Below are 14,529 nucleotides of genomic sequence, written 5' to 3' on the forward strand. Positions count from 1 at the left end.
TCAGCCTTTCGTTTCTTGATCGACATCGAAGGTGATTTCCAGCGATGTCGTCGTCCTGAGTTGGCCCGTTTCTGTCTTGGCCGTCGTTCCATCGGTGATGTGGAAGTTCGGGATGCGGCGGAGGAACTCTTCGAGTGTGACCTTGAGTTCGAGCCGGGCGAGGTGGGATCCGAGGCAGCGATGCGGACCCATGCCGAAGGCCGAGTGCACCACTGCCTTGCGATGAATGTTCAGGGTAGTGGGATCTTCTGTGGTGGCGGGGTCGCGCGACACCGCCGCATAGTTGAGGGCGATCCAGTCACCCTGTTTGAGCTGGAGGTCGCCGAGAATTGTGTCCTGGGTGACGTACCGTGCGGGTGCCACCACGGGAGCGAACAGTCGAACGAATTCCTCGACGGCCTGTGGGATAAGGCCGGGGTTGTCGCACAGTTCTTTTCGCACGTCGTCATGCTGGGCGAGGTAGTTCACCGCGGCCGTCATCGCGTGGGTGGTGGTCGCTAGTCCTCCGAACACGAGATCCAAGACGATTGCGACCTTGTCCTCCCACGGCGCGGGCTCTCCGTCTTCCGTTGTGACGCCGGCGTTGACGATGTCGACCACATCACCCCGAGGAGCTTCTTTGCTGCGCTGTTCCATGTAGGTAGCGAGGTAGTCCCGCACCTTCACGAAGTACTGAGGCCGTTGCTCTACAGGGCCGAAGGTCCCTTTGTCGATTCCTTCGAAGAGTTCGGGGAGGTCCGCCTCGGGCACGCCCATCACGCACCGGAAGAACACCATGCCCGGCAGGTGGGCGGAGAAGTCGCTGACGAAGTTGCAGGAGCCCTTCGCATCGAAGTTGTCGATCAGCTCATTCGCGATCGTCCGGATCTGGTTCTCGAAGTCGGCGACGGCCGCCGGTGAGAAGAAGGGGTTGAGTACTTTGCGCCACTTGTCGTGGTACGGAGGATCCGATTCTTCGGGCAGGATCGTGGGCGTTCCTTCGGGACGGTTGACCGCGTATCCTTTCGCAGAACTGAAGGTGCGCCAGTCCTGTGCGGCCTTTTTCACATCCTTGTAGGTATTGATCACCTTGTATCCATGCCCGGTGCTGCTGTGCGCAACCGGGCATTTGGCGGCCATTTCGTTAAGCACTTCTTCGAAACGTTCATTGAACTCGGGGTCTTCGAAATCGAAGTCGGTGAACATGTCTCGTTTGAACGGGTTCACTTCTGGGGTGTGTGTCATGGTGATCCTTTCACTCGGGTGAGGGTCGTGCTCGTGCATCTGCCTCATCAGGGCTGTGCGGCGGGGACTGCCCGGACCGGTTGCCGGGCGGCCTCGGTCTATGTCAGGACGCGGTCCCGGGTTTCCGGCATCCGCGCGTACACGATTACGCCCACCAGTGCCGCCGCCGCGACATAGAGCCACACCCAGTCCTGCAGACCGTTGGTGGCCAACCATGTGGTGGCGTAGGGGGCCGTTCCGCCGAACACGGCAACCGCGATGGCGTAGGGGAAACCGATTCCGGTGGTGCGCACTTCGGCGGGGAACTGTTCGGCCATGACCGTCGCGATGAGCCCGGCGTAACCGGCCAACAGCGTGACGCCCACGATCTCGACGGCGAACAGTGTCCAGAAGCCGCCGGTCTCGAGCAGACGGAACGCCGGATATGCGAATACCAGGAAGCCGACTGCGAAGGTCAACATCACCGGTTTGCGCCCGATGCGGTCGGCGATGATGCCGACGAAGGGAAGGAGGCACAGGAAGTAGGCCAGCGCGATTGTGTTCGCCACGAGTGCGGTCTGCAGTGTCATCGTGCCGATCACCGCGCTGACGTAGCCCGGCATGTAGTTGATCCAGATGTAGTAGATCAGCACGCCGGCTGCTGCCATCCCGATCACGCGGAGTGCCGCACGCGGGTGCTTTCGGAACACTTCGGTCAGGGGATTTCGCGGAATGCGGTCCTCTTCTTGCGCGGTGCGGAAGCTGTCGGTCTCATCGAGGCCGATACGCAGCCACAGACCTACCATCCCGAGGAGTCCGCCCGCGATGAAGGCTGCCCGCCAACCCCAGGAGGACATGGTGTCCGGTTCCAGCGCGGACGTCAATGCCAGGGCTAGCACGGCAGCGATCAGGACACCCAGTCCTGCCGAAACCTGTTGCCATGAACCGGCGAAGGCGCGGCGCATTCCGGTCGCGGATTCGACGAGTAGTGCGGAGGACGATCCGAATTCACCTCCGGCAGAGAATCCCTGGACCAGGCGTGCCAGCAGGAGCACGATCGGTGCCGCCACGCCGATCTGCTCGTAGGTCGGGCACAACGCGATCACGAAGGCGCAGCCGGCCATCATCACGATGGTCAGCGTCAGGCCCTTCTTGCGGCCGTAGCGATCGGTGAAGACGCCGATGACAGCACCACCGACCGGGCGCATGACGAAACCGACCGCGAAGACGGCAAGCGTCGCGAGCAGGCCCGCACCAGGTGCGGCGGGCGGGAAGAACTGGGTGGCGAACACCGGCGCGAGCGCACTGTAGAGCGCCCAGTCGATCCATTCGACGGTGTTGCCGACCGATCCGGCGATCAGTGCCTTGCGTTTCTTGCGGGACTCGGTTCGAGCCGCACTCGAGTGAGTACGACTGCCTTGGACGGACAATGTCCAACCTCCTGTGGGGTTCCACGCTCAGGGTGTCTTCCGCATTCCCGACGGGTGACTGTGATCCAGATAACTACAGTTAATATAATTATGTTTACTTGGAAGGGCCGGGTTGTCAACCCTTGCAGCCGGAACCTTCGGGTCAGCTGGGTAGCGGTCTCCGCCTGACACAAACGGGTACGGGCAGAGCACTGCTCCGCCCGTACCCGTTGTCCTCAATTTCTTTCGGCGCGAAGTGATCAGCTTCCGACGAAGTGCGCCGGCCGCTTCTCGGCCAGGGCGCGCCGGGCTTCGCGGGAATCCTCGGTCGACATGACGACGGCATGGTGTGAGGAAATGAGATCGAGAGCCGTTCTCAGGTCGTGCTTCTCGCCCAGCTTCGCGCTGCGCTTGATCATCTGCACCGCCACCGGAGGCTGATGGGCTATCTCGGTGGCCAACGCGAGTATCGCCTCATCCAACTGGTCGTCGGGGTGGACGGAGCTGACCAGTCCGAGGGAGAACGCTTCCTGCGCGCCGACGACCTTCCCGGTCCACATCAGCTGCAGGGCGGTGGCGGTGCCGACGATCCGGGGTAGTAGGTAGCATCCCCCGTCGCCGGGAACGAGACCCACCCGGATGTATGCCTGGGAGAACCGCGCCGATTCGGACGCCAGGCGGATATCGGTGAGCAGCGCCATGTCCATCCCGGCACCGAACGCGTCCCCGGAGATCGCGGCCAGGTAGGGCTTGCTGAGCGCCTCAGCCGCGTGGGCAACCTTGTGCACGTGTTTGGTCAGGAGGTTCTTTGCGCCGAGGGGGGTCGGTTCGATGGTGTCGAGAACCGCGAGGTCGACACCGGAACAGAACGATCCGCCCGCCCCGGTCAGGACGACGACGCGGATATTGGGGTCGTGCTCGGCGTCGGTCAGGGCGTTTGCCCAGGTGTCGATCATCTCCAAGGTGAAGGCGTTCTTCCGCTCTGGGCGGTTGAGCCGGATGGTGGCAACGTGGTCGACCACTTCGTATTCGATTTCTGCCATGCTGTTTCCTTCGTTCTGGGTGGGCGGCCGGCGAACCACAAGGGGCCTGTTCGCACTGTCTTCGGTCAGTCCGCGGCACCGAGGACGAGGACGTTGTAGTACTGGGCGCCGGATCCGGCTCCCGCGACCAACCCGGTTCGCGCGCCGGGTACCTGCCTGTTGCCGCCGTCGCCGCGGATTTGCCGGACGGCCTCGATGATTTTCAGTGTCGGTGCGCCCCAGCCGATGTGACTGAAGGACAGGACGCCGCCGTCGGTGCAGGTGGGCAGTCCCCCGTCGATGCCGATTCCGGTGTCGAGGGCGAACGGTCCGCCGTCGCCCTGTTTGCAGAAGCCGAGGGCTTCGTACTGACGGAGCACCTCGGCGGAGTTGACGTCGTACAACTGGACGAAGTCGAGGTCGTGGGGTTCGATGCCGGCGGTGGTGTAGGCGCGGCGGGAGGCGTCGGCGCCGATCATCCACACGTCGTCGTAGCGGGGTGGGTCTACATATTGTTGGCGCATCCATTCGGCGCCGCCGCCGAGGATCCGCACCGGCGTCGACGGTAGGTCCCGGGCCCGGTCGAGCGTGGTCACGACCAGCGCGGCCGCGCCTTCGTTGGCCAGGCATACCTCCAGCCGGGTGAACGGATCGACGAGTTTCGGGGCGGCGAGGACTTCCTCGGCGGTGTACGGGCCGCGGCCGGCCATCACGGCGTCTGGGTTGGCCGATCCGGTGTTGCGGATGGTGGCGGCGACTTCGGCCATCGGCTCGCGGGCATGCGGATACTCGTGCAGGTAGCGCTGCGCCACAAGCGCGAACTGTGCGGTGGTGAACGAGCCGAAGGGTTCGACGAACTCGTTTGCCGGACGCGTGTAGGAGGCGACACGGCCGGCTTCGGCGGTCATCACCCCCGCCTGTCCGCCGGTGATCAGCACGGTGTGGCATTGGCCCGTCGCAATCGCCGCGGCGGCGTCGAGGACTGCAGGCACGCCCTGCGGGTAGGTGTCACCGATCCAGCGCACCGGGATGCCCAGCAGTCCCGCCCAGTCCGCCGATCCGGGTTGGAAGACGGTGCCGCCGGGTCCGGGCCAGCGGGCACAGATGCCGTCGACCTCGGTGCGGTCGATCCCGGCGTCCGCGAGGGCCGCCTTGGCGGCGTGCACACTGGCGGTCAGCGAGTTCATCTCGAGTCGCCGGGCCTGCTGGGTCATTCCCACGCCGACGACGGCGATGTCGTGGAACGGGTGGCCGGTGCTCATGCAACACCGGCCGGGGATGCCAGCTTCTCTCGCACTTGGGCTTTCGTGATCTTGCCGACCGCGTTGCGCGGCAGATCCTGCCAGACTTCGATCCGTTCGGGGACTTTGATGCTCGGGAGCCCCTGCTGTCGGCACCACTGCATGAGTTCGTCCGCCGATGGTGCCTGTGCCCCGCTCGCGACGACGACCGCGGCGATCGCCTCACCCCATTCGGGATCGTCGAGGCCGACGACCGCTGCTTCACGTACCTGTTCGTGCAGGGTCAGCACGTTCTCGATCTCGGTGGGTGCGATGTTGAATCCACCGCGGATGATGAGGTCCTTCTTCCTGCCCACGATCTTCAGATAGCCGTCGGATGTCCACTGCCCGATGTCACCGGAGTGCATCCATCCGTCGACGAGCACCTCCGAGGTCCGCTCGGGTTCGCGGTAGTAGCCGACCATGGTGTAGGGCGTGCCGAACACGATCTCGCCGCGCTCCCCCGGTGGGACGTCGGCACCGGTCTCGTCGGCCAGGCGCACCATCACCGCCATCGATTCCTTTCCGCAGGTGGTGAACAGTTCCGGGCGACCGGCCGCGGCAGCGGCGTGGTCGGTCTTGCGGAGCATGGTGCCGATCGAGGCGATCTCCGCCATGCCGTACAACTGCACGAAAATCGGGCCGAACCGCTCGACCAGGGCGGCGACGCGGTCCGGGGCAATGGGGGCGGATCCGTACCCGATCGTCTGCAGCGTCGGGATCGCGTCGGGGCCGATTTCGGATTCGAGGAGCCTGATCAGCATGGTCGGCACCAGGAAGGTGTGGGTGACCGCGTTCGCTCGCACGTCGTCGACGAACCGCGCGGGCTTGAAGCCCCGCGAGTCCGCGAATCCGATCGCACCGCCGAGGAGGGCGAGCGGGGCGAGGGTGATCTGCATGCTGGAGTTGTGGGGAATGGCGATCATCCACCGCGTCTGCGCGGACAGCTCGTATTCGGTGACCGCCACGGCGGCATGCTGCAGGGTGGCGCCGACGCTGAAGAGGATGCCCTTCGGTCGACCGGTCGTGCCGCTCGAGTAGACGATGCAGAAGTCGTCGCCGGGGCCCACCTGCCGCTCGATGAGTGGTGCGGCGGGGGACGAGGCGCTCAGCTGCTCGTCGTACTGGCTCGGATCGTCGATATCGAGCACGACGACGTCGGTGCCGTCGGTGAGCCGCCGCGCCATCGGGGCCAACTCCGCGTCGGCGAGAATGACTTTCGGGGTGCAGTTGGTGAAGATGTCGGCGTACTCCGGCTCACCCAGCCGAAAATTCAGTCCAACGTAGACGGCGCCCGCCTTGGCGCAGCCACCGACGAGTTCGACCACCTCCATCCGGTTGGCGACCAGCACCGCGACGCGGTCGCCGCGGGCCACCCCGTACCGGTCGATGAGCAGATTCGCCAGGCGGCATGCCCGATCGTTGACCTGCGCCCACGTGCGGGCTTGGGTGCCTGCGAAACATGCGAGGGCCTGCGGGTCCCGGCGGGCGTTTCTACTGAAGGCGAGTCCGATGTTCATCGCGGGGCGTCCTCTGGGTAGATGGTGTGGAAGGCGGGGAAGGTCCAGTTCTCGTCGATCTCGGTCCAGGTCACCTCGACACGGGTACCGATCGGTGTCGGCTCGTCCCGCGTGGTGACGATGTTGGTGAGCAACTGCCAGCCCTCGTCCATGTCGACAATCGCGAGCTCGTAGGGCGCCGGGATTGCCGGGGACGGCGGGCGGTGAACGATGGTGCTGCTGTAGACGCTTCCGCGGCCGGTGCTGGTCTGGTAGCTCCACTTTTCGCCGAGGCAGTGGGGGCAGATCAACTGGGGTGTGAAGAAGCTGCGGGAGCAGTCGTCGCAGACGGGACGGATCAGGCGATGCTCGCGGGCTGCTGCCCAGAACGGCGCCGTCAATTCGCTCGGGGTGGGCAGTGGCCGCTCGAGGTGCATGTCCATCACCTGCCGCCGATGAGCAGGCGGTGAGCGGCTTCCGCGACGGGCATACCGATGGTGACGCCGCGGTCGCGGGCGGGGCCGTTGCAGGCGCTGATCAGCCCTTCGTGGTAGCCGCGGAAGGCGTCGCCGATCGGCGCCGTGCGCCCGTCGATGCAGGCGCCGGCCAGTCCGGCGTCCTCGGCGGTGCGCAGTCCGACGATGCCGGATTCGTTCTTCGACATGCCGCCGTCGTGGCAGATGAAGGCCCATGGGTCGGCCTCGAGCAAGAACTTGGCACCACTGCGGCCAGTGTGGCCCGCGGTCACCATGACGCTGCGGCCGGCGTCCTCCGGCAGAGCCCACACGATGGAGTCGGTGACGACGATCCGGCGGCCGTCCGCAAGCTCCTCGACGATCTCACGCCTGATCTTGTTCCCGACGGCGGTGTCGGTCAGCTCTTTGTCGCGCAGGAGCTCGGCCGCTTCGCGAACGGGCATCCCGACTGCCACGCCCAGGCTTTCGGCGTGGTAGTTCACATGGGAGATCAGGCCGTTGTCGTAGAGGTCGCGTCCGTTGCCCATTTCCACGGTCATCCCGTCCGCGGTGGCGGCGGGGATGCCCAGCGCCTCCAGGTACCAGAGTCCGGCGATCCCGGCCCCGTCCTTGCCGATGCAGGCGTCGTGCCCGATGACGCCGCGGGGTCGGTGGATGGCGCACATGCGTGCGGGGAGGACGCCGATGTATGACGCCGGCAGGACGACGTCCCGGTCGGTGTTCCGCCCGTCGACCCAGCGGGCGGAGTCCATGATGATGATCCGTCGTCCGTCGCGTTCGGCGACAACTTCCTGGGGATGGTCCTTCTCCCGCTCGAGCAGGGTCTCGCCCACGTCACTTCTCCTCGCCAGTTCGGTACACGTCGTGCACCTGAAACAATATGTGGTGTTATCATAGACATATTTAATCGTGGCTGAGAAGGCCTCTCGGAAACCGATTCCCTTCGCACGCTTGTAGGTCGCGCGGCCGGCCCGAACGGCCCCGGAACCGATGGAGGTCTCGACTACCGGTCTTAATGATGTTTATATTATCTACGTTAAGTCTCTGACTCTGTCGAACAGGGTCGACCGGGCTTCGAGACGAAGGAGAATCTCATGAATCTTGACGGGACATCCGCGCTGGTCACCGGAGGCGCGTCGGGCCTCGGTTTGGCCAGTGCGCGCGCACTGGCGAAACGGGGAGCGCACGTGACCATCCTGGACTTACCCACGTCCGCCGGCGAGGAGGTGGCCGCGAGCTTCGGTGGCGGGGCCAGCTTCGCACCCGCCGACGTCACCGACGAGGAATCGGTGTCGGCCGCGCTCGACACCGCGCAGTCCCACGGCCCCCTGCGTGCGGTGGTGCACTGCGCCGGACGTAGTCATACGATGCGCATCCTGGACAAGGAAGGCCAACCCAACCCGCTCGGGAACTATGCGGGAGTCATCCAGACCAATCTCATCGGCTCGTATAACGTGCTGCGGCTCAGTGCCGCCCGGATGGTGAGCAACGAACCCCTCGACGGCGACCGCGGCGCGATCGTGATGACGGCATCGGTCGCGGCCTGGGAGGGCCAGGTCGGTCAGATTCCCTACGCTTCGTCGAAGGCGGGTGTCGTCGGCATGACGATCGTCGCCGCGCGAGACCTCGCCACGCACCAGATCCGAGTCGCCACGATCGCACCCGGCATCTTCGACACTCCGCTGCTCGCACGGCTTCCCGAGAACGTGCGCGACAAACTCGGACAGTCCGTCCCACACCCCAGCCGCCTCGGCGATCCGGCGGAATTCGGCGAACTCGCCGTCCACATCATGGAGAATTCCATGATCAACGGTGAAACGATTCGACTCGACGGTGCCATCCGGATGGCGCCGCGATGAGCACCACCGAGGCGCCCGCATCGCTGAAGATCGACAACCCGATGGACGGAGTCGCCGTCCTCACGATCAACCGGCCCGCGGCCCGCAACGCCGTCGACCTGGCCACTGCTCAGGCGATCAGTCGCGCCCTCGACGCACTCGACGACGACCCGAACTGCCGTGTCATCGTACTGACCGGCGCGGGCGGCCACTTCTCGGCGGGAATGGACCTGAAAGCCTTCCGGGCGACGGGCGAACGCCCGGTCGACGACAAGCGTGGACCATTCGGCCTGGTGCGCATACCGCCCGATACGCCGATCATCGCCGCTGTCGAGGGTGCCGCCATCGGCGGAGGATTCGAGATCGCCTTGTCATGCGACCTCATCGTGGCCGCCGAGGACGCCGTGTTCGGTCTCCCCGAGGTGCAACGCGGACTCACCGCCGCCGGCGGCGGCCTGTTGCGACTGCCCTCGCGCATCCCGTATCACCTTGCTATGGAGGCAGCCCTGACCGGACGGCGTCTGACCGCCCGGTGGTGCGCCGAACACGGCCTCGTCAACCGAATCGCAGCGCAGGGCCGTGCCCTCGCTACTGCGCTCGATCTCGCCGAGGAGATCAGCGGCAACGGACCGCTGGCCGTGCAGGCGTCGAAGAAGGTAATTATCGAGTCCGGTAACTGGTCCACCGATCAGGCATTCGAGGATCAAGAAGCCATTGTCGACCCGGTTCGTCACTCCGCCGACGCACGTGAAGGCGCGACGGCCTTCGCCGAGAAACGGCGCCCCGTCTGGACCGGCCGCTGACCGGCCGCGCCATGCGCATGAACAGGTATCCAACCGGGAAATTATCGCAGTAGCACGCATAGGTCAGCTGTAGATGGCAGGGAATGACCCTCGGATCCCCCGCAGCTACATCAGCGACACCAAGGCCCAAGGAGCATCGGTGCTGGAAGCGAATGGCAATGGCATCAACGTGAAAGACATGACACCGCAGGCCTATGAGCCGCGGATGCCACCGAAACGCTCGGAGGTGATCGCCCAGCGGATCGTCAAGGACATTCGGACTCGCGGGCTTCGTCCCGGTGATCCTCTGGCCACGGAAACGGAGATGTGCGCCTCCCACAGTGTTGGCCGAAGCACGCTCCGGGAGGGACTGCGAATCCTCGAGCTTCTCGGGGTGATCGAGATCCGTCCCGGGCGCGGTGGTGGGCCGGTCGTGGCTGCACCCAATTCACGCCATCTCGCGAGCACCATGGCGTTGTTGATGCAGTTCTCGGAGACCACGTTTCGCTCTGTCATCGAGTTGCGGGGTTACATCGAGCCCATCGCCGCATCGCTGTGTGCGGCACACCGGGACGAGCAGACGGTCCTCGCGCTGAGGGAGTCGGTGGCCAGCATGCGGGCCGACATCGACGACGAGGCCACGTTCCTGCACGAGAATCACCAGTTCCACACCCTCGTGGCCACCGGCGCCAACAACCCGTTGATCACGTACATTTCCAACTCCCTCGACTGGGTTCTCGACGGCGCGCCGCTGGGCGTGCAGTTCACCAGGACCGCTCGTCGTTCGGTACTCGCGGTGCACGAGGCGATCTACCAGTCGATCGCAGCGGGCCAGCCGACCGAAGCGGGGGAGGCAATGCAACGCCACATGGTCGAGACGGCGAAGTACTTCGAGAAGAAGTTCCCGAACGTCTTGCGTCAGGTGGTGACGTGGGAACTCTACGGCCTCTGACGTTCCTCCGGCCCAAGTAGACCGTATCCGCCCACCCGGGCCGGATACGGTCTTTTCATGCGGGGGCGTTGCTTTCTGCCGGCGGCAGGTGTGCCGGATATCCCGGCCACGGCACACCGAAGAGAGTGGTGGGGATGAGTCCACCGACTCTTCCCCACCATTCTATTTGGTGTGGGGGCGCTATCCCGAGTAGGCCCCGCAGAGCAGAATCTGCTTGAGTTCGGTGAATTCGAGGATTCCCTCGGCACCGCATTCGCGGCCCCATCCGGACTGCTTGACTCCGCCGAAGGGCTCGGTGAGCGAGCAACCCGCAAGATTGAGCGCGACTCCCCCCGACCGGATGCGCTTGGCGATTTCGAGCGCCTTGTCCCGGTCCTGCGCATAGACCGACGCGGCTAGTCCGAACTGGGTGTCGTTCGCGATCCGAACCGCATCGTCGAGGTCATCGTAGGCGATCACGACGGTGATCGGGCCGAAGACCTCTTCCTGTGCGATCTCCATGTCGCTGGTGACGTCACGCAGCAGAGTCGGCGCGAAATAGTAGCCGCGTTCGAGACCGTCCGGCCTCTTGCCGCCGGCCGCAACCACCGCACCCTGTTCGAGTGCCTTGGCCAGCATCCGTTCGGTCCGCTCGACGGATCGCTTGTTGGCCAGCGGACCGAGATCGGTGTCCGGATCGAAGGGGTCGCCGACCTTGATGGTCTCGAACGCCTCGGCGAGCTTGGTAACCACCTCATCGTAACGACTGCGGGAGACAAGAATTCGCGACAGTGCGACGCACACCTGCCCACAGCCGCCGGTGGCGCCGGGCACGAGGGTAGCCAGCACCTCGTCGATGTCGACGTCGTCGGCGATGATCGCCGGTGACTTGCCGCCGAGTTCGAGGGCGGTCCTTGCCAGGCGCTGTGAGGTCTGCTGGACCACTTCCTTGGCCACTGCGGTACCGCCGGTCATGTGGACCATGTCGATCCCGGGGTGCTGAACGAGGTACTTGCTGGTCTCGAGTTCCGCAGCGAGACCGCTGATGACCCCTACGGGGAACCCGGCGGCGTTGGCGGCGTCCATGATCAGCCGGGAGGTCAGCTGCGATTCGGGCGCGAACTTCACGACCACGGGGCATCCGGCGAGCAGCGCCGGGATGACTTTCATGCCCATCAGCGGCACCGGTCCGTTGTAGGTCAGGATCGCCAGGACCGTGCCGATCGGCTGATGCTGGACCAGCACCTCACTGGTGGCGTTCTTGCGGATCTCCTCCCATTGCAGGGTAGGCGCGATGTCGATCGCATGTCCCCAGATCGCGCTGCCCGCACCGGAGTTGATCATCTCGCCGTGCGCGCGGGTGTATCCCGACTCGAACATCCAGGCACGATTCATCGCATCCAACCGGGCTTCGAGCTCGTCGGCGAAGGTGCGGCAGATTCGCGCCCGCTCCTCGACGGTCATGCGCGGCCAGGGACCCTGGTCAAATGCCGCACGCGCCGCCGCGACGGCGGCGTCGGCGTCCGCCGTGGTAGGCGAAGGCACCGTGGCCACGACCTGTTCGGTCGAGGGCATGACCACGTCGATAGTCCCGGCACCGGTGGGCGTTACCCACTCCCCGGCGATGAACACCTTGTCGAGTTCGGGAACGGCGACGTCGAGCTCATTAGTGGTCGCGGCAGTAGTTGACATCTGAACCTCTCGGATTCGCGTGAGATGAGGTACATCCCTGTGACGGAAGTAACACTTTAACATATTTAACATAGATATGTTTTAAAAGTCAACGACGCAGCGGTGCCGGTGCGATACGCAATCCCCGGCTACCCACCCAGCGGCTGTGACCCAGATCTCGACAACCCGATCGACGGTCTGTAAGGTAGATAACATAGCACTATTTAACGACCCACCGCCTAAGCGAGGAAAGTGCCCATGACCACTGCGTATGCAGCACGACAGGCCACCGAGAAGAAGCAGTCGTTGGCGATCATCGACTCCGACGTCCATCCCTATATGGAGAACGGGCTCGCGACTCTGGTGCCGTACATGAGTACGGCGTGGCAGAAGCGCATCGGCGCCGGACTGGGCGGCGGCCACACGGTGGCGTCTCAGTTCCACCTTCCTTTGGATTACCTCTACATCAACTCTTCCGGCGGTATGCGTGGCGACACGTCCCGTCCCGGCATGTCGCCGGCCACCGACCCGGCGTTCACTGCCGCGCAACTACTCGACGGAGCCGGCATCGATCGGGCGATTCTGCTGTCCGGACACCTGCTGGGTATCGGAGCGATGCCCGATCCGCAGGTCGCCGCCACTATCGCGTCGGCATACAACGATTGGATGTGCGAGCGGTGGCTCCAGTTCGACAAGAGGTACCGGGGCGGACTCGTCATCGCACCCCAGGACCCCGAACTCGCCGTCAAGGAGATCGACCGGATGGCCGATCGGCCCGGCATCGTCGAGATCTTCATGCCGCTGCACGACATCCTGATGGGCGAGAAGCACTACTACCCGATCTACGAGGCAGCACAGCGCCACGGGCTCCCCATTTGCGTGCACCCCAGCGGAACCGAAAACGTCTACGCCCGCGCTCCCCGGATGGCCGGCACCCCGACCTACTACATCGAGTGGCACGCACTGCTGGGTCAGATTCATCAGGCCAACACCGCGAGCCTGCTCTGCCACGGCGTCTTCGAGCGTTTCCCCGAGCTGAAGGTCGTCATCGCCGAAGGTGGTATCGCATGGATCGCGGAGCTCAGCTGGAAGCTCGATGCCGACTGGTACGGACTGCGCGACGAGATCCCCTGGGTGAAGCGGCATCCCAGCGAGTACCTGAACGAGAACATGCGTTTCACGACGCAGCCGTTCGTCGAGCCGCCCAAGAAGCAGCACCTGCTTGCCCTGATGGACATGATCAACGCGGAGAAAGTCCTGATGTTCAGCTCCGACTACCCGCACTGGAACTACAACGACCCCACCAATGCCCTCGCCGGTCTGCCGGAGGATCTCCAGCGCCGGATCATGTTCGACAATCCACGGGAGTTCTACGGTGACCGCATCAACTGAGTGGGATACCACAGCCATGAATGTCATGCTGACTGCGAACGACTCCGAAGTCGACCTCGACCTCATTGTCCACGGCCGACGGATGCTGACGCCAGACATCGTGGCGCTGGATCTTCGGGCGAATGACGGTGCACTCCTTCCGTCATGGTCCCCCGGCGCACACGTCGAGATGAATCTCGCCAACGGGTTGTCCCGCCAGTATTCCTTGTGCGGGGACCCGACCGATCGGCAGACCTGGACTGTTGCGGTGCTGCGCGAGCCGAGCAGCCGGGGCGGTTCCGACTACATCCACGACAAGCTGCCCACAGGAACCAGCGTCAAGAGCCGGGGGCCGAGGAACAACTTCCCACTCGAGCCTGCGAGCGCGTACCGATTCGTGGCCGGCGGTATCGGGATCACTCCGATGCTGCCCATGATTCGAGCGGCGGAGACGTCGGGTACACCGTGGACGCTGCTGTACGGTGGTCGCTCACTCGAGACGATGGCCTTCCGGGACGAGCTGGCCCGGTACGGCGACAAGGTCACATTTCACCCGCAGGACACTCACGGGCTACTCGACCTGGCCACTGAACTGGCGAACCCCGCTCCCGGGGCCGCGGTGTACAGCTGCGGGCCCGAACCGCTGCTGGCCGCGATCGAAAGCTTCTGCGAATCGACCTGGCCTGCAGATGCATTACATGTGGAACGGTTTCGCGCCGATCTGCCGGATCTGGCGAACGCCCGACCGATCGAGGTGGAACTTGCTCAGTCCGGCATGACGCTGACCGTGCCGTCCGATCGGAGCATTCTCGAGGTGTTGACCGACGCTGGTGTCATGGTCGACGCCTCCTGCGAAGAGGGCACCTGTGGGACCTGTGAAGTCGTCGTACTCGAGGGCATCCCGGAACACCATGACGTCGTGCTGACCGAGAGCGAGCGTGAGAGCGGCGAGTGCATGATGATTTGCGTCTCACGCGCCAAGGGCAGTTGCCTCAAGTTGGATCTGTGACTGTCGTTGCACAGCAACGCGAGCATCACGATCCACAC

General features: G+C 64.6%; 13 protein-coding genes. 5 read left to right on the top strand and 8 right to left on the bottom strand.

What is annotated here, in order from left to right:
- The 7 genes from QM841_RS11280 to QM841_RS11310 form a co-directional block, all read right to left on the bottom strand.
- Entirely contained in the window at positions 1-1,224 is a 1,224-nt protein-coding gene (locus tag QM841_RS11280) for a cytochrome P450 (RefSeq protein ID WP_283332034.1), read from the bottom strand.
- A 98-nt stretch (positions 1,225-1,322) separates the two neighbouring features.
- Entirely contained in the window at positions 1,323-2,633 is a 1,311-nt protein-coding gene (locus QM841_RS11285; RefSeq protein ID WP_283332035.1) for an MFS transporter, read from the bottom strand.
- Positions 2,634-2,872: 239 nt separating this feature from the next.
- Complete coding sequence (locus tag QM841_RS11290) at positions 2,873-3,655, bottom strand: enoyl-CoA hydratase/isomerase family protein (RefSeq protein WP_283332036.1); 783 nt, start codon at positions 3,653-3,655, stop codon at positions 2,873-2,875.
- A 65-nt stretch (positions 3,656-3,720) separates the two neighbouring features.
- The gene (locus QM841_RS11295; RefSeq protein ID WP_283332037.1) at positions 3,721-4,896 is read right to left on the bottom strand and encodes a thiolase family protein; all 1,176 of its coding nucleotides are present in this window, start codon (positions 4,894-4,896) and stop codon (positions 3,721-3,723) included.
- The gene (locus QM841_RS11300; protein ID WP_283332038.1) at positions 4,893-6,434 is read right to left on the bottom strand and encodes a class I adenylate-forming enzyme family protein; all 1,542 of its coding nucleotides are present in this window, start codon (positions 6,432-6,434) and stop codon (positions 4,893-4,895) included. The genes QM841_RS11295 and QM841_RS11300 overlap by 4 nt, the downstream gene beginning before the upstream one ends.
- On the bottom strand, positions 6,431-6,850 hold the full coding sequence (locus QM841_RS11305; RefSeq protein WP_283332039.1) for a Zn-ribbon domain-containing OB-fold protein: 420 nt from the start codon (positions 6,848-6,850) through the stop codon (positions 6,431-6,433). Before QM841_RS11305 ends, QM841_RS11300 begins: the two co-directional genes overlap by 4 nt.
- Positions 6,851-6,855: 5 nt before the next feature.
- A complete protein-coding gene (locus tag QM841_RS11310) occupies positions 6,856-7,722 on the bottom strand; it encodes a hypothetical protein (protein ID WP_283332040.1) in 867 nt (288 codons plus the stop codon).
- 261 nt (positions 7,723-7,983) lie between these two features.
- Here QM841_RS11310 and QM841_RS11315 point away from each other — a divergent pair, with 261 nt between their 5' ends.
- The 3 genes from QM841_RS11315 to QM841_RS11325 all read left to right on the top strand — a co-directional run bounded on the left by QM841_RS11315 (position 7,984) and on the right by QM841_RS11325 (position 10,461).
- Entirely contained in the window at positions 7,984-8,748 is a 765-nt protein-coding gene (locus QM841_RS11315; protein WP_283332041.1) for an SDR family NAD(P)-dependent oxidoreductase, read from the top strand.
- The gene (locus tag QM841_RS11320; RefSeq protein ID WP_283332042.1) at positions 8,745-9,530 is read left to right on the top strand and encodes a crotonase/enoyl-CoA hydratase family protein; all 786 of its coding nucleotides are present in this window, start codon (positions 8,745-8,747) and stop codon (positions 9,528-9,530) included. Before QM841_RS11315 ends, QM841_RS11320 begins: the two co-directional genes overlap by 4 nt.
- A gap of 139 nt (positions 9,531-9,669) precedes the next feature.
- Positions 9,670-10,461 carry a FadR/GntR family transcriptional regulator gene (locus tag QM841_RS11325; protein WP_283332043.1) on the top strand — a complete coding sequence of 264 codons (792 nt, stop codon included), beginning with the start codon at positions 9,670-9,672 and terminating at the stop codon, positions 10,459-10,461.
- Positions 10,462-10,641: 180 nt separating this feature from the next.
- Here the strand turns inward: QM841_RS11325 and QM841_RS11330 are convergent, their stop codons facing one another.
- Positions 10,642-12,132, bottom strand: a complete 1,491-nt coding sequence (locus QM841_RS11330) for an aldehyde dehydrogenase family protein (protein ID WP_283332044.1) — start codon at positions 12,130-12,132, stop codon at positions 10,642-10,644.
- A gap of 237 nt (positions 12,133-12,369) precedes the next feature.
- On the opposite strand from QM841_RS11330, the gene QM841_RS11335 reads away from it, so the two are divergent.
- Both QM841_RS11335 and QM841_RS11340 read left to right on the top strand, forming a co-directional pair.
- A complete protein-coding gene (locus QM841_RS11335; protein ID WP_283332045.1) occupies positions 12,370-13,503 on the top strand; it encodes an amidohydrolase family protein in 1,134 nt (377 codons plus the stop codon).
- A 25-nt stretch (positions 13,504-13,528) separates the two neighbouring features.
- Positions 13,529-14,491 carry a PDR/VanB family oxidoreductase gene (locus tag QM841_RS11340; protein WP_283332046.1) on the top strand — a complete coding sequence of 321 codons (963 nt, stop codon included), beginning with the start codon at positions 13,529-13,531 and terminating at the stop codon, positions 14,489-14,491.
- Positions 14,492-14,529: the final 38 nt, after the last annotated feature.

The sequence above is a fragment of the Rhodococcus sp. IEGM 1307 genome, from assembly GCF_030056915.1.
GTDB lineage: Bacteria > Actinomycetota > Actinomycetes > Mycobacteriales > Mycobacteriaceae > Rhodococcus_F > Rhodococcus_F opacus_D.